Raw genomic sequence first — 21,967 nt, 5'->3', positions numbered from 1 at the left:
AGCTTCCGTTCAGAAGTTCAAGGTGCGCTTGTCGACGGCCAGGGCCGCTTCCTTCGTGGCTTCGCTCAGCGACGGGTGCGCGTGGCAGATGCGCGCGATGTCCTCGGCCGAGGCCTTGAACTCCATCGCGACCACCGCTTCGGCGATCAGCTCCGACGCCATCGGCCCGACGATGTGCACGCCCAGGATCTCGTCGGTCTTCGCGTCGGCCAGGAACTTGACCATGCCGGTCGTGTCACCCAGCGCACGCGCCCGACCGTTCGCGAGGAACGGGAAGGTGCCGGCCTTGTAGGCCCGGCCCGCGGCCTTCAGCTGCTGCTCGGTCTGGCCGACCCACGCGATCTCCGGCGAGGTGTAGATCACCCACGGGATCGTGTTGAAGTTGACGTGCCCGTGCTGGCCGGCAATGCGCTCGGCCACCGCAACGCCCTCTTCCTCGGCCTTGTGCGCGAGCATCGGGCCGCGCACCACGTCGCCGATCGCCCAGACGTTGGGCAGGTTGGTCTTGCAGTCGTCGTCGACCACCACCGCGCCGCGTTCGTCGAGCTTCAGACCGACCGCCTCGGGGTTCAATCCGATGGTGTTGGCAACCCGGCCGATCGAGACGATCAGCTTCTCGACCTCGAGCGTCTGCGCCTCGCCCTTCGCGTTGGCATACGAGACGGTGACGCCCTTCTTCCCCGTCTTGACTTCGCTGATCTTGACGCCCAGCTCGACCTTCAGGCCCTGCTTGTTGAAGGCCTTCTGCGCCTCCTTGGCGATCTGCTCGTCGACCGCGCCGAGGAAGGTCGGCAGCGCTTCGAGCACCACCACCTCGGCACCCAGGCGGCGCCACACCGAGCCCATCTCCAGGCCGATCACGCCGGCGCCGATCAGGCCCAGCTTTTTCGGCACCGCCGGGATGCGCAGCGCGCCGTCGTTGCTGAGGATGAGGTCCTCGTCGAACGGTGCACCCGGCAGCGCGCGCGGGTTGGAGCCGGTCGCGACGATCACGTGCTTGGCAATGATCGATTCTTCAGCAGCACCGGCGACCTTGATCTCGTAGCCGCCCTCGGCGGCCTTCACGAACGAGCCGCGGCCGTGGAAGAACGACACCTTGTTCTTCTTGAAGAGGTACAGGATGCCGTCGTTGTTCTGCTTCACGACCGCGTTCTTGCGGCCCAGCATCTTGCCGATGTCGATGCTGAGATCCTTCAGGCCGATGCCGTGGTCGGCAAAGGCATGGCCGGCGTGCTCGAAGTGCTCGCTCGACTGCAGCAGCGCCTTCGACGGAATGCAGCCGACGTTGGTGCAGGTGCCACCCGGGGCCGGGCCGCCCTTCTCGTTCTTCCACTCGTCGATGCAGGCGGTGTTGAAGCCCAGCTGCGCCGCGCGGATCGCCGCGATGTAGCCGCCGGGGCCGCCGCCGATGACCACCACGTCAAATGATTTGCTCATCGTGGTGTCCCGTTAGATGTCGAACAGCAGGCGGGCCGGATCTTCCAGCGCGTCCTTCATCGCGACCAGGCCCAGCACGGCTTCGCGGCCGTCGATGATGCGGTGGTCGTACGACATCGCGAGGTAGTTGATCGGGCGGATCACGATCTGGCCGTTCTCGACCACCGCGCGGTCCTTCGTGGCGTGCACGCCCAGGATGGCCGACTGCGGCGGGTTGATGATCGGCGTCGACAGCATCGAGCCGAAGGTGCCGCCGTTGCTGATCGAGAACGTGCCGCCGGTCAGCTCGTCGAGCGACAGCTTGCCGTCCTTGGCCTTCTGGCCGAAGCCGGCGATGGTCTTCTCGATGTCGGCAAAGCTCAGTTGATCCGCATTGCGGATGATGGGCACCACCAGGCCGCGCGGCGATCCGACCGCGATGCCGATGTCGAAGTAGCCGTGGTAGACGATGTCGTTGCCGTCGACGCTGGCGTTGATCACCGGGTACTTCTTCAGCGCGGCGACCGCGGCCTTCACGAAGAAGCTCATGAAGCCCAGCTTCACGCCGTGCTCCTTCTCGAACTTCTCCTGGAACTTCTTGCGCATCTCCATCACCGGGGCCATGTTCACTTCGTTGAACGTGGTCAGGATGGCGTTGGTGGCCTGCGACTGCAGCAGGCGCTCGGCAACGCGGGCGCGCAGGCGGCTCATCGGCACGCGCTGCTCCGGGCGCTCGCCAAGGGACGCCAGGTTCTGCGCGGCCGGCGCGGCCACCGACGGCAGCGGCTTGGCGACCGACGGTGCAACGGGTGCGGCCACCGCGGCGGTGGCGGGTTTGGCGCCGGCGGCGATCGCGCCGAGCACGTCGCCCTTGGTCACGCGGCCGTCCTTGCCGGTGCCGGCCACCGAGCTGGTCGACAGGTTGTTGTCGGCCAGCAGCTTGGCAGCGGCGGGCATCGCGACATCGCCCTTGCTGCCACCGGCAGCAGGGGCAGCGGCGGGCGCGGCAGCAGCAGGCGCGGCGGCGGGTGCAGGCACTGCCTTGATCTCGAGCGGGCTCACCTGCGCGGCCGCCTCGGTGTCGATCCGGGCGATGACTTCATCGCTGGTGCAGCTCTCGCCGTCGTTCTTGACGATCTGCGCGATCACGCCGGCGGCCGGTGCCGGCACTTCCAGCACGACCTTGTCGGTTTCGATCTCGATCAGGATCTCGTCGATGGCCACGGCTTCGCCGGGCTTCTTCTTCCATTGCAGCAGCGTGGCTTCGGCCACCGATTCGGACAGCTGCGGAACTTTGACTTCTACGATTGCCATGAGGTTCTTTCTTGGTGTTCAGCACGGTCGCAGCCGAACCGGCCACCGGGCCGGCAGGCTGCGCCACGACTTGCTTATTTGGTGAGGATGAAGCCCTTGAGCTTGGCGAAGGCCTGGTCGAGCAGCGCCTTCTGTTGCTCCTGGTGCAGGTGCGCGTAGCCCACTGCCGGCGAAGCCGACGCGGGGCGACCCGCATAGCCCAGCCGCTGGCCTTCGACCATGTTCTCGTGGATGTAGTGCTGCACGAAGAACCAGGCACCCTGGTTCTGCGGCTCGTCCTGGCACCAGACGATCTCGGTCAGGTTCGGGTACTTCTTCACCTCGGCCGCGAAGGCCTTGTGCGGGAACGGATAGAGCTGCTCGACGCGGATGATCGCCACGTCGGTGGCCTTCTTCTCGGCACGCGCCTTCACCAGGTCGTAGTAGACCTTGCCGGAGCAGGCGACGATGCGCTTGACCTTGTCGGCCGCGATCTCGGCGCTCGCCTCGGGGATCACCGTCTTGAACTCGCCCTTCGTGAACTCGGCGAGCGGCGACGTGGCGTCCTTGTTCCGCAGCAGCGACTTCGGCGTCATGATCACCAGCGGCTTGCGGAACATGCGCACCATCTGGCGGCGCAGCACATGGAAGATCTGGCTGGCCGAGGTCGGCTGCACGATCTGCATGTTGTTGTCGGCGGCCAGCTGCATGAAGCGCTCCAGGCGTGCCGACGAATGCTCCGGGCCCTGCCCTTCATAGCCGTGCGGCAGCATCAGCGTCAGGCCGTTGGCACGGCCCCACTTGACCTCGCCCGAGGCGATGAACTGGTCGATCACCACCTGCGCGCCGTTGACGAAGTCGCCGAACTGCGCTTCCCAGATGGTCAGCGTGTTCGGATCGGCGCTCGCGTAGCCGTACTCGAAACCGAGCACCGCTTCTTCGGACAGCAGCGAGTCGATCACGACGAACGGGGCCTGGTTGTCGGCCACGTGCTGCAGCGGCGTCCAGGTGCCTTCGTCCCACTTCTCGCGGTTCTGGTCGTGCAGCACCGAGTGGCGGTGCGTGAAGGTGCCGCGGCCGCTGTCCTCGCCGGACAGGCGGATCGGGTAGCCGCTCGCGACCAGCGACGCGAAGGCGAGGTGCTCGCCCATGCCCCAGTCCATGTTGATGTCGCCGCGGCCCATCGCGGCGCGATCGGCCAGCACCTTCTCGACCAGCGGGTGGGCCTTGAAGTTGGCCGGCAGCGTGGTGATGCGCTCGGCCAGGCGCTTGACCTCGGCCAGCGGCAGCGCGGTGTCGGCCGAATCGGTCCACTTCTTGTTCAGGTACGGCGACCAGTCGACCGCGTACTTGCTCTTGTAGTTGGTCAGCACCGGGTCGATGGTGTGCTTGCCGGCGTCCATCGCGGCGCGGAACTCCTTGACCATCGCGTCCGGACCGTCGGCCGGCAGCACGCCCTGGGCCACCAGCTTGTCGCCGTACAGGCGGCGGGTGCCCGGGTGCTGGGCGATCTTCTTGTACATCAGCGGCTGCGTGAGCGCCGGCGTGTCCTGCTCGTTGTGGCCCAACTTGCGGAAGCAGACGATGTCGACCACCACGTCCTTGTTGAACTCCTGGCGGTAGTCGAGCGCGAGCTGCGTGCACAGCACGACCGCCTCGGGGTCGTCGCCGTTCACGTGCAGCACCGGGGCCTCGATCATCTTGACCACGTCGGTGCAATACAGCGTCGAGCGGGTGTCGCGCGGGTCGCTGGTCGTGAAGCCGATCTGGTTGTTGATGACGATGTGGACGGTGCCGCCGGTGTAGTAGCCGCGCGTCTGCGCGAGCGCCAGCGTTTCCATCACGACGCCCTGGCCGGCGAAGGCCGCGTCGCCGTGCACCAGCACCGGCAGCACGGTGTCGCCTTCCTTGTCGCCGCGGCGGTCGAGGCGGGCCTTGACCGAGCCCTCGACGACCGGGTTGACGATCTCGAGGTGGGACGGGTTGAACGACAGGCTCAGGTGGACCGGGCCGCCGTCGGTGGTGACGTCGCTCGAGAAGCCTTGGTGGTACTTCACGTCGCCCGAGGGCAGGTTCTCGGGGGCGGTGTGGTCGAACTCGGCGAACAGGTCCTTGGGCATCTTGCCCAGCGTGTTGACCAGCACGTTCAGGCGGCCGCGGTGGGCCATGCCGATCACGATCTCCTGCACGCCCTTTTCGCCGGCGCGCTGCACCAGTTCGTCCATCGACGCGATGAAGCTTTCGCCGCCTTCGAGCGAGAAGCGCTTCTGGCCGACGTACTTGGTGTGCAGGTAGCGCTCCAGGCCTTCGGAGGCCGTCAGGCGGTTCAGGATCTGCTTCTTCTGCTCGGCCGTGAAGTTCGGCTTGGAGCGGATGGCTTCGAGGCGTTGCTGCCACCAGCGCTTTTCAGGCTGGTCGGTGATGTGCATGTACTCGGCGCCGATCGAGCCGCAGTAGGTCTCGCGCAGCGCCTGCACGATCTGGCGCAGCGTCATCTGCTCCGAGGTGCTGAAGTAGGTGTTCGTGGCGCTGAACGAGATGTCCATGTCGGACTCGCTCAGGTCGTAGAACGCCGGCTCCAGCTCGGGGATCTTCGGGCGCTCGACGCGCTTGAGCGGGTCGAGGTCGGCCCAGCGGGCGCCGAGCACGCGGTAGGCGGCGATCAGCGACTGGACGTGGACCTGCTTGCGGGCGACCGCCAGGTCGGCGCCGCTGGCCTTGTTGCCGAAGGCGTTGGCCTTGGCGCGTTGAGCGAATGATTCGACGACCGGTGCGTGCGGGACGTCGGCAGCCGACGAACCGTCGGCGGCAGGAACGTGCTGGAGGGCGTCGAAGTAGGCGCGCCAGTTGTCGGGCACCGAGCCCGGGTTGTCGAGGTAAGCCTCGTACATCTCTTCGACATAGGGCGCATTGCCCCCGAACAGGTACGAGTTCGACCTGTATTCCTGCATCATTTCGCTCACCTTTCGCACTGGTTTCCAGTGCTGTAGTGGGTTGATAAACCTTCCGCGACACGGCTAGACCGGCTGGCGGATTGCGACCCGCCTTGACTGTTACCAGCAAGGGGACGGGAAGGACCTGAAAGTCACCGGCAGGGACTGTAACACCGTTGGAATTCTGCGGTCCACCTCGTGGGATCGCCGTGTTTCCTGCGGACGACAATCGCCGAACTCCTTTGGCGGATTCATCTGCCCGACATGCGCCGCACCATCGAAATCCACCCCGCCGCGCCGCGCAAGCCGCCGCTCGGCGAGCCCTGCAACGGCTGCGGCGTGTGCTGCGCGAGCGAGCCCTGCCCGGTCGGCATGCTGGTCAGCCGGCGCCGGCACGGGGCCTGCGCGGCGCTGGTGTGGGGGGTACAAGGCGGTTACCGCTGCGGCGTGCTGGTGCGGGCGCGCGGGCTGCGCGGGCCGGCCTGGCTGCGCCGCGCGGCCGCGCGGCTGGTGAGCCGCTTGATCGCCGCGGGCCAGGGCTGCGATTGCGACTACGAGGTCGAACCGCGCCACTGACCCCGGCACCGACAGCCGCGGACAGGTGCTCGGCCTTCATCGAGCCGCCACCCTGCCCGTGCGGGCCCGGCCACATGTCATAGCCGGCCTTGCTGGAGATCACCAGCTCGTCGCGGTAGGTCATGGTCTCGCAGCGGTTCGCCGCGGCGGTGCAGGTCATGGTTCCCGGGGTGTCATTTGACGAAGTCGTACAGCGGTGCATTCTTGTCGACGATGTGCACGGTGAACAGCTTCAAGGGCATTTCGCCAACCACCTTGAAGCTGCCGTGCTGCACGTCGCGCAGGTTCAGCCCGGTCAGGCCGGTGGGCATCATCGACGCATCCTTGCCCGGCGCCTGCACCATCGCGCCCTGCAGCACATGGAAGGCTTCGACGCCGTGGTGCACATGCAGGTTGCTGCTCTGGCCCGGCTTCAGTTCGACGATGGAGGCGATCACCTCCATGTTGGGCGTGCCGCTCAGGTCGGCGCGCTTCTGCTCGGCGCGCTGCGGCGAATCGGTGAGCGTCTGCGCCGTGAGGCCGGTGGTGAGGCCGAGTGCGAACAACAGCGCACCGGACAGCGTGAGCGTCAGCCGGGAAGTCTTCATGTCAATCTCCTCGCGCGACATGCGCCGCGGCACTGTGCGCGCGGGTGCCGGGAGCGTCAACCAGATCCCACCCTATGGCCCGCCGCCCCTCGCCGCCCTCAACACCCGCGCACAAACCGCCAGCGTCGCCGCCGGCGACGACGGCTTCGCGATGTGCGCGCTGAACCCCTGGTCCAACGCCCGTTGCCGGTCTTCGGGCCGCGCGAAGGCGGTCAGCGCGATCGCGGGCATGCCGCTGGTGCGGCGCACCTCGCGCAGCAGCGCGTAGCCGTCGGTCTGCGGCATGCCGATGTCGCACAGCATCAGCGCGAAGACCCTGCTGCCCACCAGCGCCAGCGCGGCCTCGGCGCTGTCGGCCGCCACCGCATCCACGCCGTACTGCGCGAAGGCCGTCACCAGGATCGTGCTGCCGTCGATGTCGTCGTCCACCACCAGCACGCTCGCGCCCTTCAGCACCAGCAGTTCGTCGCCGGGCGGCAACTCGTCCGCCGTGGTGTCGACACTCCCATCCGATCCGCCTTTCAGCGCCGACGGCATGCGCATCGGCAGCGTCACCGTGAAGCTCGTGCCCCGTCCCGGGCCGGCGCTCTCGGCCACGATGCGCCCACCGTGCAGTTCGACCAGGCTCTTGCAGATCGACAGCCCCAGGCCCAGCCCGGCATGGTGGCGCGTGCTGGAGCTGTCGGCCTGAGAGAAGCGCTCGAACAGGTGCGGCAGAAAATCTGCCGCCACGCCGATGCCGTTGTCGCTGATCTTCACCCGCACTTCGTCGGCGTCGGCCTCCACGCCCAAAGCGATGGTCCCGCCCTCGGGCGTGAACTTCACCGAGTTGCTCAGCAGGTTCCAGAACACCTGCTGCAGCCGCGTGGCGTCGCCGTCGATCTCGGGCAGCCCGGCGAGCGCCGGCTCGGCCAGCGCGATCTTCTTGCGCTGCGCATCCAGCCGCGTCGCGTCCAGCGCGGCGGCCACCGGCACGGCCATCGATTCGCGCCGCACCGCGAGCCGGATCTTGCCGGTCATGATGCGATTGACGTCCAGCAGGTCGGCGATCAGTTGCGCCTGCGCGCGGGCGTTGCGGTGGATGCGCTCGGCGGCCTCGCGGATCCGGTCGGCATCCAGGCGGCCGCTGCGGATCAGCTCGGTCCAGCCGAGGATGGCATTCAGCGGCGTGCGCAGCTCGTGGCTCAGCGTCGCCAGGAATTCGTCCTTCAGCCGGCTCGCGCGCTCGGCCTCGGCGCGCGCGGCACGCTCGCTGGCGTTCAGCTCGGCCAGCCGCCGCTCCTGCGCCAGCCGCGCGGTCACGTCGCGCGTGGAGCCGGCCACGCTGGCCACGCTGCCGTCGGGCGCGAACACCGGGTTGAAGATGTACTCGAACCAGCCCTGCGCACCGGTCGGGCTCTGGTAGAAGGTCTCGCCGACGACCCGCTCGCCACTGACGAAGACCTGCTCGATCTCCGCACCCAGCCGGTCGGCCAGCTCCTTCGGGTACGGCAGGTCCCAGAAAGTCTTGCCGACGATCTCGTCGAGCGTGATGCCCAGCAGCTGCAGCAGCGGCCGGTTCGAGTAGGTGAAGCGCAGCTGCCGGTCGAAGGTGTAGGCAAAGTCCTCGATGCCCGACAGCGTGACGTCGAAGCGGTGCGCCTGCGCCGCCCGCTGCTCGGCCTCGCGCGCCAACATGCGCTCGGCCGCCACCTGGTCGGTGACCTCGTGCCCCTGCACGAAGATGCCGGTGACGCGGCCGTCGTCGCCGCGCACCGGCTGGTAGACGAAATCGACGAAGCGCGTCTTGGGTTGCAGGTGCGCGGCCCGCTCGGGCACGAAGGCCATGCGCCGGCCGACGAAGGGCTCGCCGCTGGCATACACCGCATCGAGCAGCCCGACGAAGCCTTGCTCGTCGGCCTCGGGCAGCGCCTGCGCGATCGCGCGGCCCGTCAGCGGGCGGTCGAGGCCCACCAGCCGCTGGTAGGCCGGGTTCGCGAGCGTCACCACGTGGGTCGGCCCCTCCAGCACCACGATGAAGCTGGGCGACTGCTCGAACAGCAGCCGCAGCATCGGTTCCGAGACGGCAGGCTGACCGAGGGGGGGAGCACTCATCGGGCCATTGTGTGTCATCGGCCCCGAGGGGATCCGTTCAGGCCGGCACCAGCCTCCGCCGCGCCGCCTCGTACTCGCCGTGCAGCCGCTCGACCAGCACGCGCGTCGGCACCACCTTGTCGATCGCGCCGATCCCCTGCCCGCAGCCCCAGATGTCCTTCCAGGCCTTGCGCGCGTCGCCGCCGAAGTTCATCTTGCTCGGGTCGCTCTCGGGCAGCTTCTCGGGATCGAGCCCGGCCTTCAGGATCGAGCCCTTCAGGTAGTTGCCGTGCACGCCGGTGAAGAGGTTGCTGTAGACGATGTCGTCGCTGTTGCTGCTGACGATCATCTGCTTGTAGTCGTCGCTCGCGCGCGCCTCGTCGGTGGCGATGAAGGCCGAACCGATGTAGGCCAGGTCGGCGCCCATCGCCTGCGCCGCGAGGATCGCGTTGCCGCTCGCGATCGAGCCGCTCAGCGCGAGCGGGCCGTCGAACCAGGTGCGGATCTCCTGCACCAGCGCGAACGGGCTCTTCACGCCTGCATGGCCGCCGGCACCGGCCGCCACCGCGACCAGGCCATCGGCGCCCTTCTCGATCGCCTTCTTCGCGAAGAAGTTGTTGATGACGTCGTGCAGCACGATGCCGCCCCAGGCATGCACCGCATCGTTCACGTCGGTGCGCGCGCCGAGCGAGGTGATGATGATCGGCACCTTGTACTTCGCGCACAGCGCCATGTCGTGCTCGAGCCGGTCGTTGCTCTTGTGCACGATCTGGTTGATCGCGAACGGCGCCGCCGGGCGCTCCGGGTGCGCGCGGTCGTGCGCGGCCAGCGTCTCGGTGATCTCGGCCAGCCACTCGTCGAGCAGTTCGGCCGGGCGCGCGTTGAGCGCCGGCATCGCGCCGACGATGCCGGCCTTGCACTGCTCGATCACGAGCTTCGGGTTGCTGATGATGAACAGCGGCGAGCCGATCACCGGCAGCGGCAGGTTCTGCAGAACGGGCGGAAGCGACAAGGCAGGTCTCCGTGGGATTGAATGATCAGAACGCGTCCATCGCCAGCGCCATCACGCTGTCGGCGCCTTCGAGGATCGCATCGCGCTGGCCGGGCACGCGGCTCAGGATGTGCTCGGCGTAGAAGCGGGCGGTGGACAGCTTGGCGTTCAGGAATCCCGCATCGCCCTCGCCCGCCGCCAGCTGCGTCTCGGCCACCAGCAGCGCACGCGCGAGCTGCCAGCCGGCCATCAGGTTGCCAGCCAGCATCAGGTACGGCACCGAGCCGGCGAACACCGCGTTCGGGTGCGCCTTGGTCGAGCCGGCGACGAACTCGACCACCTGCACGAAGGCCTCGCGGGCCGCGGCCAGGCGCTTCAGCACCGCACGGGCGGCCGGGCTGTCGCGCTGGCCGAGTTCGGCCTCGGTCTTGCGGATCTGCTCCGCGATCGCCTTTGCCGTCTGGCCACCGTCGCGCGCTGTCTTGCGGCCCACCAGGTCGTTCGCCTGGATCGCGGTCGTGCCTTCGTAGATGGTCAGGATCTTCGCGTCGCGGTAGTACTGCGCCGCGCCGGTCTCCTCGATGAAACCCATGCCGCCGTGCACCTGCACGCCCAGGCTCGTCACCTCCAGGCTCATCTCGGTGCTGAAGCCCTTCACCAGCGGCACCATGAATTCGTAGAAGGCCTGGTTCTGCTTGCGCACCTCGGCATCGGGGTGCGCATGCGCGGCGTCATAGGCAGAGGCAGCCGTCAGCGCCATCGCGCGGCAGCCTTCGGTCAGTGCGCGCATTGTCATCAGCATGCGACGCACGTCGGGGTGGTGGATGATGCTGGCGCTGCCGGCCACCGAGCCGTCGACCGGGCGCGATTGCACGCGGTCCTTCGCATAGGCCACCGCCTTCTGGTAGGCCCGCTCGGCCACCGCGATGCCCTGCACGCCCACCGCGTAGCGGGCCGCGTTCATCATGATGAACATGTACTCGAGGCCGCGGTTCTCCTGGCCGATCAGCTGCCCCACGGCACCGCCGTGGTCGCCGAACTGCAGCACCGCGGTCGGGCTGGCCTTGATGCCCAGCTTGTGCTCGATGCTCACGCAATGCGCATCGTTGCGCGCGCCCAGCGAGCCGTCGGCGTTGACGATGAACTTCGGCACCAGGAACAGGCTGATGCCCTTCACGCCCTCGGGCGCGCCGACCACGCGGGCCAGCACCAGGTGGACGATGTTGCCCGCCATGTCGTGCTCGCCGTAGGTGATGAAGATCTTGGTGCCGAAGATCTTGTAGCTGCCGTCGGGCTGCGGCTCGGCGCGGGTGCGCACCAGCGCGAGGTCGGAGCCGGCCTGCGGCTCGGTCAGGTTCATCGTGCCGGTCCACTCGCCGGAGATCATCTTCGGCAGGAACAGCGCCTGCTGCTCGGGCGTGCCGGCCGTCAGCAGTGCCTCGATCGCGCCATCGGTCAGCAGCGGGCACAGCGCGAAGCTCATGTTGGCGCTGTTGAGCATCTCGATGCAGGCCGCGCCGATGGTCTTCGGCAGGTTCTGCCCGCCGAAATCCGACGGGTGCTGCAGCCCCTGCCAGCCGCCCTCGGCAAACTGGCGGAAGGCCTGCTTGAAGCCCGGCGTGGTGGTGACGTTGCCGTCCTTCCACGACGACGGGTTCTTGTCGCCCTCGAAGTTCAGCGGCGCCAGCACCTCCTGGTTGAAGCGCGCGCATTCCTCGAGCACGGCCTGTGCCGTCTCCAGCCCGGCGTCCTCGAAGCCGGGCAGCTGCGCGACGGCCTCCAGGCCGGCCAGCTCCTTCATGCAGAACAGCATGTCCTTGACGGGGGCGACGTAGCTCATGGTGTTGTCTCCTTGTTCTCATTCAGGCAGAAGAAAGCCCGTTGATTCGATCGAGCCAACGGGCTTTGCAGGCACGCGCGCAGCGCTGGCGCAGGGTGGCTTTACAGCGCCTTCACCAGCTCCGGCACGGCGACGAACAGATCGGCCTCGAGGCCGTAGTCGGCCACGCTGAAGATCGGCGCCTCGGGGTCCTTGTTGATCGCGACGATCACCTTCGAATCCTTCATGCCGGCCAGGTGCTGGATCGCGCCGGAGATGCCGGCGGCAATGTACAGCTGCGGCGCAACGATCTTGCCGGTCTGGCCGACTTGCCAGTCGTTCGGCGCGTAGCCGGCATCGACCGCAGCGCGGCTCGCGCCCAGCGCGGCGCCGAGCTTGTCGGCCAGCGGCGTCAGCACCTCGTTGAACTTGTCGCTGGAGCCGAGCGCGCGGCCACCGGACACGATGATCTTCGCGGCGGTCAGCTCGGGGCGGTCGTTCTTCGCGATCTCGGAACCGACGAAGCTGCTCTTGCCGTTGTCGGCCACGGCAGCCGTGCTCTCCACCGCAGCCGAGCCACCACTGGCGGCGGCCGGGTCGAAGCCGGTCGTGCGCACGGTGAGCACCTTCACCTTGTCGGCGCTCTGCACGGTGGCGATGGCGTTGCCGGCGTAGATCGGGCGCTCGAAGGTGTCGGGGCTGTCGACCTTGGTCACGTCGCTGATCTGCGCGACGTCGAGCTTGGCGGCCACGCGCGGCGCGATGTTCTTGCCGCTGGCGGTGGCCGGGAACACGATGTGGCTGTAGGCCGAGGCCACCGCCAGCACCTGGGCCGCGATGTTCTCGGCCAGGCCGTGTTCGAAGTACGCGGCGTCGGCGTGCAGCACCTTGGTGACGCCGGCGATCTGCGCGGCGGCCTGCGCGGCGGCAGCGGCATTGCTGCCGGCCACGAGCACGTGCACCTCGCCGCCACACTGGGCGGCCGCGGTCACGGTGTTGAGGGTCGCGCCCTTGATCGAGGCGTTGTCGTGTTCAGCAATCACGAGTGCGGTCATTCAGATCACCTTGGCTTCGGTTTTCAGCTTCGAGACGAGGGTGGCGACATCGGGCACCTTGATGCCGGCGCTGCGCTTCGGCGGCTCGCTCACCTTCAGGGTCTTCAGGCGCGGTGTCACGTCGACGCCCAGGTCGGACGGCTTCAGCACCTCGAGCGTCTTCTTCTTCGCCTTCATGATGTTGGGCAGCGTCACGTAGCGCGGCTCGTTCAGGCGCAAGTCGGTCGTGACGACCGCCGGCAGCGTGACCTTCAGCGTCTCGAGACCGCCATCGACCTCGCGCGTGACGAGGGCGACGCCATCGGCGATCTCGACCTTGCTCGCGAACGTGGCCTGCGGCAGGTCGGCCAGCGCGGCCAGCATCTGCCCGGTCTGGTTGCAGTCGTCGTCGATCGCCTGCTTGCCGAGGATCACGAGCCCCGGCTGCTCCTTGTCGACCAGCGCCTTCAGAAGCTTGGCAACCGCCAGCGGCTGCAGCTCTTCGGTGGTCTCGACGAGGATCGCGCGATCGGCGCCGATCGCCATCGCGGTGCGCAGCGTCTCCTGGCACTGCGTGACGCCGAGCGAGACGGCGATGACCTCGGTCACCGCGCCCTTCTCCTTCAAGCGGACCGCTTCTTCGACGGCAATCTCGTCGAACGGGTTCATGCTCATCTTGACGTTGGCGATGTCCACGCCGCTGCCATCGCTCTTGACCCGCACCTTGACGTTGTAGTCCACAACGCGCTTGACCGCGACCAATACCTTCATTCGCACGCTCCTGATGACTCTGAAAGGGTTGATCGATTCTAGTGGCGGGGCTTCGGGCACCCCGCACGCGACAACGGGGGAGACCCTGCTGCGGCATCGAAATAGAACGATCGTGCTTTTTTATTCTCGCACAGGTCGGGGCGATTTCCGAGTCACCCACGCGACGTTCGCGATGAATGCGTTGCTAGACTGCGCCGCCATGCCCGAGCCACAGCCCCCTGAATCCGCTGCCGTCGACCGCATCGGCGTGTTCGATTCGGGGCTCGGCGGGCTCTCGGTGCTGCGGGCCTTGCGCCGGCAGTTGCCGCAGGCGCCGCTGCGCTACCTGGCCGATTCGGCTAACGCGCCGTATGGCGATCGCAGCGAGGCCTTCATCGTCGAGCGCTCGCAGCGCATCGCGCAGCACCTGGTGGCGCACGGCGCGAAGTTGCTGGTGGTCGCGTGCAACACCGCGACGGCTGCGGCGGTCGCGAGCCTGCGCGAGCGCTGGCCTGCGCTGCCGATCGTCGGCGTCGAGCCGGGGCTGAAGCCGGCGGCGGCCGCGACCCGCAACCGCCGCATCGGTGTGTTGGCCACCACCGGCACCTTGCGCAGCGAAAAGTTCCGGCAACTGCTGGCGCGCCAGGGCGATGCGGTGCGGATCACCGCCCAGCCCTGCCCGGGCCTCGCCGACCTGATCGAGCGCGGCGCGCTCGACACGCCGGAGCTGCGGGCCATGGTCGAGCGCTGTTGCGCGCCACTGCGCGAAGCGGATGTCGACACCGTCGTGCTCGGCTGCACGCACTACCCGTTCGTGCAGCACCTGATCGCCGCCGCGATGGGGCCGCAGGTGCTGATCGTCGACACCGCCGATGCGGTGGCCCGGCGTGCAGCGCAGTTGTGGCAGGCCACAGAGGCCGCGCCCGCGGCCGCAGACGTGGTGACGTTGGAGACGACCGGCGATGTCGAGTCGCTGCGACGGGTGGCCGCAAGCTGGCTGTCGTTGCGCTGCGAGGTGCGCGCAGCGGACGCCTGATCACCCCGCCTCATCGCGCCATGAACTGCGCATAGGCCTGCTCTGCGGCATCGTCCACCGGAAACATCGATTCGAGCCGCAGCTCCTGCGACGCGGCCGCCTGCGGCGTGCCGACCGTGGTCACCAGCGAGAAGAAGCTCAGCGTGAAGCCGTCGTGCGAGAAGCTCATCGGCACCAGCGGGAGCGCCGCTGCGGCGGTGTCCACCAGCAATGCCTTCGTGTGCTTCCACGCCGGATCGATGCCGGGATACGCCAGCAACTCGGACAACAGCGCCTGCGTCTGCAGGTCGACGACCCGCTCCGTCGATTCGCGGTGCACGCGCTGGATCAGGCTGCGCCCCACGTCGTCCCAGTTCGCGATGAAAGGGCGCATGCCGGCCGGGTCGAACATCAGGTGAAGCAGGTTGCGCGGCGGGCTGCGGCGCGACAGGTCGACGAAGCGGTTGAAGAACTGGGGCGCCGCCTCGTTGGTCATCAGCACGTTCCAGTGGCGGTCCATCACCACCGCAGGAAACGGCTCCTGCTGCTGCAGCATGCGCCGCAACGCCTTCTCGATGCCCTGCATCTCGACCGCATTCCATGGCGACTCGGAGTACAGCGGCGCGAACCCGGCCGCAAGCAGCAAGGCATTGCGCTCGCGCAACGGCACCCCCAGCGTCTGCGCGATTTGCATCAAGGTCTGGCGGCCAGGAGCGCTGCGGCCGCTCTCGATGAAGCTGATGTGCCGCTGCGAGATGCCCGATTCCAGCGCCAGGTCGAGCTGGCTGCGGCCACGCACCGCACGCCAGTGCCGCAACAGGTGGCCGACATCGGCGCGCTCGGTGCGAGCGGCGGAACTGGAGGGATTCATGGCGCACAGCGTATCGCGTGACCGCGGCGCGGTTCAATGACCTCGGATGTAATTGCCGCGTGCACAGCCGCTGCCTAACCTGCCGTCATGCGAACACAGCTCGTTCGCTCAACACGAAAGGCAAGGCCCACCATGTCCGACTTCCCGATTCATTCCATCCACTCTGCGCCGGAGGCCTCGAAGGCCCCGCTGCGCGCCCTCGAAGAGGTGTTCGGCTTCGTGCCGAACCTCGCCGGTGCCATGGCGGGATCGCCGGTGCTGCTGAAGGGCTTCATCGGCCTGTTCCAGAACGTCCACGCCGGCAGCTTCAGCGAGGCGGAGATCCAGGTGCTGCTGCTGACCAACGCGGTGACCAACAGCAGTCGCTGGGCCGTCGCGTTCCACACGCACCTGGCGCTCGCTCAGGGCGTTCCGGAGGTCGACGTGGCGGCCATCCGGGCGCATCGTGCCCCGTCCGACCTGCGGTACGCGGCGCTGTCTGCGGCGGCCAGGTCCTTGATCGAGAGCCGGGGGAATCTCGATGCGACCGTCCGCACCGGCTTCCTTGCGGTGGGCTACCGGCCCGATCAGCTGCTGGAACTCATCGGCGTCGTGGCCGCCTCGACGCTGACGAACCATGCCGGCAACGTCGTGCAACCGCCGCTGGAAGACTTCCTGCAGGCCACCGAGGCTACTGCTGCGCTTGCAGCATCGCCCCCATCTTCTGGTGGATCAGATTGATCGCCTTCAAGGGCCGGATGAGGACCTTGAACTCGACGATCCGGCCTTCGTCGTCCCACTGGAGCATGTCGACGCCATTGACGGCGATGCCGTCGATCTCCACCTGGAACTCCAGCACCGCGTCACGCGGGCCGACGATCTCCCGGACGTACTTGAAGGTCTCGTTGAAGAAGACGTGGAACGCCGCGCCGAGGTACTGGGCCGTGACGGCCTTCCCGACCTGCGGCGTGTGCACCACCGGCGAATGGAAGACGACCTGGTCCGAGAGCAGTGCCCCCAGGCCCTTGGCGTTGCGCGTGGCGACGAGTTCGTGCCAGACGGCCAGCGTGTCGATGCTCATGGGGTTTCCTCTCAGGGAATCTGCATGTCCTCGCGGGAACGGCCATTCGCGATCTGGTCGCGGAACCACTGGGGCGGCTTGCCCATCCCGACCCAGGTCTGGGTCGGGTCGGCCGGGTTCGCGTACTTCGCCTTGCGCTCTTCGCCGGGGGCCGACGGCGTCTTGACGGCCTTCGCGGGCAGGTAGGGCTTCAGGGCCTCGATCCCTTCGGCGATGCTGAAGCCGCCCATCTGCAGCTTCTTGGCGTAGCCGTCGGCCAAGACCTTCAGCTCCTCGGTGCGCTTGCTCGCCAGGGCGGCTTCGGTTTCTTCCAGCAGAGCGCGGAGCTCGGCGTACGACATACCCTTCAATTCGGTCATCTCGGTGGTCCTGGACGTGGATCGGAAAAGCGATGACCGGTAGTCTATGTGCGGCGTGGCCGTTTTTGGGCGCGGAGCCTCAACGGCGTCCGCCGGCCGCAACGGCCCCCGGAATCGGGATTTCCCGGATCGTGCCGGGCCCGAACGTGACAAGGGTGTTTCGCGCCCGATCGAGCAAACGCGCGGTGAAACCTGGCAATGCGCTCACCTGCGCACGCGTCGCGATGTCCCACACCGTGGTTCCTGTTTCGGTGGCGACGAACAGGCGCGCAGCATCGCTGAACAGGTCGACCACCTTTTCCGTCTGGGCTTCCATCGGCCACAGCTCATTTGCCGATGATTCAGCCGCAGTCACATCGACGATGCGCACCCCGAGTCCTTGCCCTGCTTCCGCGAACTCGTGCACATCCCAATCGGCCAGGCCCCAGAGTGCAAGGCGATGCTCGCTGATCCAGCATGCCGGCTTCGTCCAATCCTCGGCCGCCACCAGATCCACGATCGACGGACCGTCTTCGCTCTCCCAAGGATTGGCATTCAACCAGCGGGTGACTGACCAGACCCGCGGGATCGAGAGCGGATGCCAGACCCACCCGTCGTCGAACAGCAGACCGCCCTCCGGGCTGGGCCGAAGCTGTCCGTGGAAGTAGTCCAGGTAGTGCTCAGGCGGCTCGCCGGCAGTCTTGTACGGCGCGATGGCACGCCGGGTCAGTGATTCGCCGGTGGCTGGGTCCGCGACATCGAGGCGGTTCCAGGCGGTGCGATGGACGAATACCTCGCGCCCTTCAAAGCGGAGAAAGCACGCGCTGAAGGGAACCGTTTCTTCGTGATAGTCGCCTCCATCGAGGCGCATCGTGACCGCGCCGGACCGGGTTTCGACGACCAACCCGTGGCGCCCTTTGTCGACGACGATGGCGGCATGCCGGCCGTCTGAAGAAGCGTGCAACCGATGCGCGGCCGCTCCGAAGAACGAGTTCGTATCAGCCGGCGCGAGTTCAGGAAGCTCGACGCTGCACAGCCACACGATCGACCTCACATCGACATCGACGCCGTGCAAGGCGCCGTCGGTCGTCAACACGAGCAAATGGCCGAAGTCGGCGCGAACGGCGCAAACATCCAGGATCGGAGCCCCGATCCAGTCGATGGTCCTCGTCATGGGAATTGGCGAATGACCTCGATGAGTCCGACGATGTTGTCGTTGAACTCTTCGAGCTCCTCGGCAGGCGCCCACCACTCGGTGTGCTCAGCCCCGCCCACCTTTTCCACCTTGAACCTCGCCATGTAGTCGGCACGCACCTGGAACCGCGTGACGAAGCCCTGCCCACTCGCACCGACATTCCAGTCGCGGGCGATCTGCACCGCATACGTTTCATTGGTGACGGGATAAAAAATGGGCTGCTCGGGCAGCCTTGGCGGCCAGCGTTTGAATCCGCTCTCACGGACCAACTCAAGTTCCTTCGGCCCTGTCGGGCGGTACATCGTGATGGTTTCGGTCATGGTGACGGAGCTTCATGCTGTCATTGCACCGACATTCTCCCCTGCGCGTGCGCTACGCGATCGACCGCCAGTGGCACCCGGCCTTCGGTATCGACAACCTGAAAACTGCCCCGACCGGAACTTCCGCTCGTACCGGCGCGGGTTTGATTTGCAGCCCGGATGCCAATCCGGGGGGGGCCGCTCCCGGATTGGCATCCGGGCTACGAGTTGCGGACGGAGCGCATCACCTTCATCGGCCGCTCCTGCGCGCCCAGGCCCAGCAGCGAGGCGGCCACCGTCGGCACGGTGATCGCATCCTGCAGCGTCATCGCATCGAGCTCCGCCATGAAGGCATCGACCGCCCGGGCCAGCCCGCGCTTCAGGTTGCAGGCCGGGAAGATCTGGCAGCCGTGCGGCACCGCAGCGTCGTGGCAGGCGACGACCGCGAAGTCCTTCTCGGCCATGCGCACGATGTCGCCGATCGAGATTTCGTTCGGCGGGCGCGCCAGCGTGGCACCACCGGCGCGGCCGCGCGTCGTCACGATGAAGCCGTTCAGCCCCAGCTCGTGGACGATCTTGGTCAGGTGGCTGCGCGAGATGCCGTAGGCGCCGGCAATCTCGTCGATGGTCGCGACGCGGCCCGTCGGCCACGCCACCGCGAGGTACATCATCGCGCGCAGCGTGTAGTCGGTGTAGACGGTCAGGCGCACGGGACGCTCCAGCAAACAGGCAGTGCGGAGTTTACTTTGGGGTGGGACAAAGTGGCATAGCTTCTTACTTGCCATGGTGCGATCGTCGGCATTAAGATGCATCATAAATACATCAATAAACCCACGCCATGTCCGCCCCCAGCGCCTCTTCGTTCCGCCCCATCCGCGTCGCCATCCCGTCGCCCCGGGCGAAGCCACCGGCGCCCCGCGGGTGGCCACTGCTGCGGCTGGGCTTCCGCCCGTTCTACCTGGGCGCGGCGAGCGCCGCGGTCGCGCTGATGGCCGCATGGTTCTTCGTCTTCACCGGCCGCCTCGCGCTGCCCGGCACGCTCGCCCCCGCGCTGTGGCATGCGCACGAGATGATCTTCGGCGTCGTCGGCGCGGTGGTCACCGGCTTCCTGCTGACCGCGGGCCGGCTGTGGACGCAACTGCCGACGCCGCGCGGCGGCCTGCTCGGTGCCTTGGCCACGCTGTGGCTGGCGGCCCGCGTGGCCGGGCTGTGCGCGCCCTACCCCGTGTTCTTCCTGCTCGACGTCATGCTGCTGCCACTCGTGGCCGCGCTGTTCGCCGACCTGATCATCCGCTCGCGCAACGTTCGCAACGCCGGCATCGCGCTGCTGCTCACGCTGCTGGGCCTGGCGAACCTGGGCTTCCACCTGGCGGCGAGCGGTGCGCTGCAGATCGATGCGATGGCACCGCTGCATGCCGGCCTCGCGCTGATCGTCGTGCTGGAGACCGTGATGGGTGGCCGCGTGATCCCCGCCTTCACGATGAACGCGACGCCCGGCTTGCAGGTGCGCGCGTCGCCGCTGCGCGACCGCATCGCGCTGGTCGCCACCGCCGGTGGGCTGGCGCTGTGGGTGATGGCTGCCGCACCGCGCCTGGCCGCCGCACTGCTGGCCGCTGCCGCCTTGCTGCACGCCTGGCGCGCGCTGTCGTGGGCGCCGTGGCGCACGCTGCGGCGGCCGCTGCTGTGGGTGCTGCACGGGGCCTATGCCTGGATCCCGATCGGGCTGGGCTTGCTGGCGGCCGCGCTCGCACTCGGCCAGTCGGCATCACCGGCCATCCACGCATTGGCGATCGGCGCCACCGGTGGCCTGGTGATCGGCATGATCACGCGCACCGCACGCGGCCACACCGGCCGGCCCCTGGAGCCGACGCGGCGCGAGGCCGTCGCCTATGCACTGGTGATGGTCGCGGCACTGCTGCGCGTCGGCGTGCCGCTGCTGTGGCCCGCCGCCTACGGACCGGCGCTGCTCATGGCCGGCGGCGCCTGGATCGCCGCCTTCACGCTCTACCTCAGCCTCTACCTGCCGTGGCTGTGCTCACCGCGCCTCGACGGCCAGGACGGTTGAATGAAACACTCACCGCCGATTGAAACAACAACATGCCGGAGGGGTTCCCCATGAGCACCGTCGCCATCCTGCTGTCCGCGTTCGTGCTGTCCGTGGTCGCGCTGCTGGTCTTCATCTGGAGCCAGCGCAGCGGCTTGCTGGACAAGAGCACCCGGGGCGCCGAAGTGATCTTCGCACCCGGCGAGATCGGCAAGCCCGAAGACCCGTCGTTGAGCGCCGCGCAGCGCGCACGCATCGACAACACCCCCACCGCCGACTCCGCACTGCCCGAGCTGGCCGACCGCCTGAAGGCCGATGCCTCGACCGCGCCGCTGGTGTTCTTCTTTTTCTGCTGCGCCTTTGCGTGGCTGCTGGTCGCGTCAGCCGCCGGCCTCACCGCATCGATCAAGCTGCACGAGCCCGACTGGCTGGTGTCGCAGGCCTGGCTCACCTTCGGCCGCATCCGCACCATCCACCTGAACGCGGTGGCCTATGGCTGGGCGCCGATGGCCGGCCTCGGCATCGCGCTGTTCGTGATCCCGCGGCTGCTGAAGACCGAGCTGGTCGGCGCGCGCTACGCCTTCCTCGGCGCGGCGCTGTGGAACGCCGCGCTGATCGCCGGCCTCGGCAGCATCGCGGTGGGTGTCAGCGACGGCCTCGAATGGCTCGAGATCCCGTGGCAGATCGACATGCTGTTCGTCGCCGGCGGCGCGCTGGTCGGCGTGCCGCTGGTGCTGACGCTGCTGCGCCGGCGCGTCGACCACCTGTACGTCTCGGTCTGGTACATGGGCTGCGCGCTGTTCTGGTTCCCGGTGCTGTTCTTCGTCGCCAACTTTCCCGGTCTGCACCATGGCGTCGAGCAGGCGACGATGAACTGGTGGTTCGGCCACAACGTGCTCGGGCTGTTCTACACACCGCTCGCGCTGGCCTCGGTGTACTACTTCCTGCCGAAGATCATCGGCCGGCCGGTGCAGTCGTACAACCTGTCGCTGCTGGGCTTCTGGGGCCTCGCATTCTTCTACGGCCAGGTCGGCGGCCACCACCTGATCGGCGGGCCGGTGCCGGGCTGGATGGTCACGCTGTCGATCGTGCAGAGCGTGATGATGGTGGTGCCGGTGGTGGCCTTCACCGTCAACCAGCACCAGACGCTGAAGGGCCACCTGCAGGCCCTGCGCTGGTCGCCGACGCTGCGCTTCATCGGCTTCGGCGGGCTGATGTACACCGCCAGCTCGATCCAGGGTTCGTACGAGGCGCTGCGCAGCATCAACGTCGTCACGCACTTCACGCACTACACGGTGGCGCATGCGCACCTCGGGCTGTACGGCTTCGTCACGATGGTGTTCTTCGGCGCGATCTACTTCATCGTGCCGCGCATCACCGCGAAGGAATGGCCGTCACCGGCGCTGATCGCGGCGCACTTCTGGCTGTCGGCGATCGGCATCACGGTGTACTTCGTGTCGCTCAGCATCGGCGGCTGGCTGCAGGGCAAGGCGATGCTCGACGCGAGCCGGCCGTTCATGGAATCGGTGGCACTGACGCTGCCTTACCTGAAGGGCCGCAGCATCGGCGGCGCGCTGATGGTGGCCGGCCACCTGGTGTTCGTGCTGCACTTCGTGAGGCTGCTGCTCGACCGGGCACCCCAGCGCGATGCGCCCCGCCTGAAGATCGTCTGA

Annotated in this window: 20 protein-coding genes; 5 read left to right on the top strand and 15 right to left on the bottom strand. The window is 67.7% G+C overall.

Annotated elements, in window-relative coordinates:
* Window positions 1–9 precede the first annotated feature (9 nt).
* The 3 genes from lpdA to ACXJLU_RS02310 all read right to left on the bottom strand — a co-directional run bounded on the left by lpdA (window position 10) and on the right by ACXJLU_RS02310 (window position 5,663).
* Window positions 10–1,437, bottom strand: a complete 1,428-nt coding sequence (gene lpdA / locus ACXJLU_RS02320) for a dihydrolipoyl dehydrogenase (RefSeq protein WP_457328892.1) — start codon at window positions 1,435–1,437, stop codon at window positions 10–12.
* A gap of 12 nt (window positions 1,438–1,449) precedes the next feature.
* Complete coding sequence (gene odhB, locus ACXJLU_RS02315) at window positions 1,450–2,730, bottom strand: 2-oxoglutarate dehydrogenase complex dihydrolipoyllysine-residue succinyltransferase (RefSeq protein WP_457328891.1); 1,281 nt, start codon at window positions 2,728–2,730, stop codon at window positions 1,450–1,452.
* A gap of 74 nt (window positions 2,731–2,804) precedes the next feature.
* On the bottom strand, window positions 2,805–5,663 hold the full coding sequence (locus tag ACXJLU_RS02310) for a 2-oxoglutarate dehydrogenase E1 component (protein WP_457328926.1): 2,859 nt from the start codon (window positions 5,661–5,663) through the stop codon (window positions 2,805–2,807).
* A 243-nt stretch (window positions 5,664–5,906) separates the two neighbouring features.
* Between ACXJLU_RS02310 and ACXJLU_RS02305 the strand changes: the two genes are divergently transcribed.
* Entirely contained in the window at window positions 5,907–6,218 is a 312-nt protein-coding gene (locus tag ACXJLU_RS02305) for a hypothetical protein (RefSeq protein WP_457328890.1), read from the top strand.
* Between the two features lie 173 nt (window positions 6,219–6,391).
* Here the strand turns inward: ACXJLU_RS02305 and ACXJLU_RS02300 are convergent, their stop codons facing one another.
* The 6 genes from ACXJLU_RS02300 to ACXJLU_RS02275 all read right to left on the bottom strand — a co-directional run bounded on the left by ACXJLU_RS02300 (window position 6,392) and on the right by ACXJLU_RS02275 (window position 13,493).
* A complete protein-coding gene (locus tag ACXJLU_RS02300; protein ID WP_073464122.1) occupies window positions 6,392–6,805 on the bottom strand; it encodes a cupin domain-containing protein in 414 nt (137 codons plus the stop codon).
* A 72-nt stretch (window positions 6,806–6,877) separates the two neighbouring features.
* Window positions 6,878–8,899 (bottom strand): PAS domain-containing hybrid sensor histidine kinase/response regulator, encoded by a 2,022-nt coding sequence (locus ACXJLU_RS02295; protein WP_457328889.1) that lies wholly within the window; start codon window positions 8,897–8,899, stop codon window positions 6,878–6,880.
* 37 nt (window positions 8,900–8,936) lie between these two features.
* Window positions 8,937–9,890 carry an NAD(P)H-dependent flavin oxidoreductase gene (locus ACXJLU_RS02290; protein ID WP_457328888.1) on the bottom strand — a complete coding sequence of 318 codons (954 nt, stop codon included), beginning with the start codon at window positions 9,888–9,890 and terminating at the stop codon, window positions 8,937–8,939.
* 25 nt (window positions 9,891–9,915) lie between these two features.
* Window positions 9,916–11,709, bottom strand: coding sequence for an acyl-CoA dehydrogenase (locus ACXJLU_RS02285; protein WP_457328886.1), 1,794 nt, complete (start codon window positions 11,707–11,709; stop codon window positions 9,916–9,918).
* A gap of 101 nt (window positions 11,710–11,810) precedes the next feature.
* A complete protein-coding gene (locus tag ACXJLU_RS02280; protein WP_457328885.1) occupies window positions 11,811–12,743 on the bottom strand; it encodes an electron transfer flavoprotein subunit alpha/FixB family protein in 933 nt (310 codons plus the stop codon).
* Window positions 12,744–13,493, bottom strand: coding sequence for an electron transfer flavoprotein subunit beta/FixA family protein (locus tag ACXJLU_RS02275; protein WP_457328884.1), 750 nt, complete (start codon window positions 13,491–13,493; stop codon window positions 12,744–12,746).
* A gap of 199 nt (window positions 13,494–13,692) precedes the next feature.
* Between ACXJLU_RS02275 and murI the strand changes: the two genes are divergently transcribed.
* Window positions 13,693–14,508, top strand: a complete 816-nt coding sequence (gene murI / locus ACXJLU_RS02270; RefSeq protein WP_457328883.1) for a glutamate racemase — start codon at window positions 13,693–13,695, stop codon at window positions 14,506–14,508.
* Between the two features lie 10 nt (window positions 14,509–14,518).
* Here the strand turns inward: murI and ACXJLU_RS02265 are convergent, their stop codons facing one another.
* The gene (locus tag ACXJLU_RS02265) at window positions 14,519–15,358 is read right to left on the bottom strand and encodes a helix-turn-helix domain-containing protein (RefSeq protein WP_457328882.1); all 840 of its coding nucleotides are present in this window, start codon (window positions 15,356–15,358) and stop codon (window positions 14,519–14,521) included.
* A gap of 132 nt (window positions 15,359–15,490) precedes the next feature.
* Between ACXJLU_RS02265 and ACXJLU_RS02260 the strand changes: the two genes are divergently transcribed.
* Entirely contained in the window at window positions 15,491–16,078 is a 588-nt protein-coding gene (locus ACXJLU_RS02260; protein ID WP_457328925.1) for a carboxymuconolactone decarboxylase family protein, read from the top strand.
* On the opposite strand, the gene ACXJLU_RS02255 is transcribed toward ACXJLU_RS02260, so the two are convergent.
* The 5 genes from ACXJLU_RS02255 to ACXJLU_RS02235 form a co-directional block, all read right to left on the bottom strand.
* Window positions 16,029–16,418 carry a nuclear transport factor 2 family protein gene (locus ACXJLU_RS02255; RefSeq protein WP_457328881.1) on the bottom strand — a complete coding sequence of 130 codons (390 nt, stop codon included), beginning with the start codon at window positions 16,416–16,418 and terminating at the stop codon, window positions 16,029–16,031. The two genes, ACXJLU_RS02260 and ACXJLU_RS02255, sit on opposite strands and share 50 nt — an antisense overlap.
* Window positions 16,419–16,429: 11 nt before the next feature.
* Window positions 16,430–16,777, bottom strand: coding sequence for an H-NS histone family protein (locus ACXJLU_RS02250; RefSeq protein ID WP_457328880.1), 348 nt, complete (start codon window positions 16,775–16,777; stop codon window positions 16,430–16,432).
* A 79-nt stretch (window positions 16,778–16,856) separates the two neighbouring features.
* Complete coding sequence (locus ACXJLU_RS02245; RefSeq protein ID WP_457328879.1) at window positions 16,857–17,930, bottom strand: hypothetical protein; 1,074 nt, start codon at window positions 17,928–17,930, stop codon at window positions 16,857–16,859.
* Window positions 17,927–18,271 carry a hypothetical protein gene (locus ACXJLU_RS02240; RefSeq protein WP_457328878.1) on the bottom strand — a complete coding sequence of 115 codons (345 nt, stop codon included), beginning with the start codon at window positions 18,269–18,271 and terminating at the stop codon, window positions 17,927–17,929. The genes ACXJLU_RS02245 and ACXJLU_RS02240 overlap by 4 nt, the downstream gene beginning before the upstream one ends.
* Before the next feature lie 200 nt (window positions 18,272–18,471).
* Window positions 18,472–18,960, bottom strand: a complete 489-nt coding sequence (locus tag ACXJLU_RS02235) for an RrF2 family transcriptional regulator (RefSeq protein WP_457328877.1) — start codon at window positions 18,958–18,960, stop codon at window positions 18,472–18,474.
* A gap of 128 nt (window positions 18,961–19,088) precedes the next feature.
* Here ACXJLU_RS02235 and ACXJLU_RS02230 point away from each other — a divergent pair, with 128 nt between their 5' ends.
* The gene (locus ACXJLU_RS02230; protein WP_457328876.1) at window positions 19,089–20,315 is read left to right on the top strand and encodes an NnrS family protein; all 1,227 of its coding nucleotides are present in this window, start codon (window positions 19,089–19,091) and stop codon (window positions 20,313–20,315) included.
* Between the two features lie 50 nt (window positions 20,316–20,365).
* Window positions 20,366–21,967, top strand: a complete 1,602-nt coding sequence (locus ACXJLU_RS02225) for a cbb3-type cytochrome c oxidase subunit I (RefSeq protein WP_457328875.1) — start codon at window positions 20,366–20,368, stop codon at window positions 21,965–21,967.

Source organism: Rhizobacter sp. P5_C2, assembly GCF_054049715.1.
The sequence above is the reverse complement of the archived record's forward strand: the minus strand, read 5'-3'. Positions and strand labels throughout refer to the sequence as shown.

Bases quoted from the DNA above. Each gene is read 5' to 3' on its own strand.
- lpdA (WP_457328892.1), bottom strand. From the start codon at position 1,437: ATGAGCAAATCATTTGACGTGGTGGTCATCGGCGGCGGCCCCGGCGGC.
- odhB (WP_457328891.1), bottom strand. From the start codon at position 2,730: ATGGCAATCGTAGAAGTCAAAGTTCCGCAGCTGTCCGAATCGGTGGCC.
- ACXJLU_RS02310 (WP_457328926.1), bottom strand. From the start codon at position 5,663: ATGATGCAGGAATACAGGTCGAACTCGTACCTGTTCGGGGGCAATGCG.
- ACXJLU_RS02305 (WP_457328890.1), top strand. From the start codon at position 5,907: ATGCGCCGCACCATCGAAATCCACCCCGCCGCGCCGCGCAAGCCGCCG.
- ACXJLU_RS02300 (WP_073464122.1), bottom strand. From the start codon at position 6,805: ATGAAGACTTCCCGGCTGACGCTCACGCTGTCCGGTGCGCTGTTGTTC.
- ACXJLU_RS02295 (WP_457328889.1), bottom strand. From the start codon at position 8,899: ATGAGTGCTCCCCCCCTCGGTCAGCCTGCCGTCTCGGAACCGATGCTG.
- ACXJLU_RS02285 (WP_457328886.1), bottom strand. From the start codon at position 11,709: ATGAGCTACGTCGCCCCCGTCAAGGACATGCTGTTCTGCATGAAGGAG.
- ACXJLU_RS02280 (WP_457328885.1), bottom strand. From the start codon at position 12,743: ATGACCGCACTCGTGATTGCTGAACACGACAACGCCTCGATCAAGGGC.
- ACXJLU_RS02275 (WP_457328884.1), bottom strand. From the start codon at position 13,493: ATGAAGGTATTGGTCGCGGTCAAGCGCGTTGTGGACTACAACGTCAAG.
- murI (WP_457328883.1), top strand. From the start codon at position 13,693: ATGCCCGAGCCACAGCCCCCTGAATCCGCTGCCGTCGACCGCATCGGC.
- ACXJLU_RS02265 (WP_457328882.1), bottom strand. From the start codon at position 15,358: ATGAATCCCTCCAGTTCCGCCGCTCGCACCGAGCGCGCCGATGTCGGC.
- ACXJLU_RS02260 (WP_457328925.1), top strand. From the start codon at position 15,491: ATGTCCGACTTCCCGATTCATTCCATCCACTCTGCGCCGGAGGCCTCG.
- ACXJLU_RS02255 (WP_457328881.1), bottom strand. From the start codon at position 16,418: ATGAGCATCGACACGCTGGCCGTCTGGCACGAACTCGTCGCCACGCGC.
- ACXJLU_RS02250 (WP_457328880.1), bottom strand. From the start codon at position 16,777: ATGACCGAATTGAAGGGTATGTCGTACGCCGAGCTCCGCGCTCTGCTG.
- ACXJLU_RS02245 (WP_457328879.1), bottom strand. From the start codon at position 17,930: ATGACGAGGACCATCGACTGGATCGGGGCTCCGATCCTGGATGTTTGC.
- ACXJLU_RS02240 (WP_457328878.1), bottom strand. From the start codon at position 18,271: ATGACCGAAACCATCACGATGTACCGCCCGACAGGGCCGAAGGAACTT.
- ACXJLU_RS02230 (WP_457328876.1), top strand. From the start codon at position 19,089: ATGTCCGCCCCCAGCGCCTCTTCGTTCCGCCCCATCCGCGTCGCCATC.
- ACXJLU_RS02225 (WP_457328875.1), top strand. From the start codon at position 20,366: ATGAGCACCGTCGCCATCCTGCTGTCCGCGTTCGTGCTGTCCGTGGTC.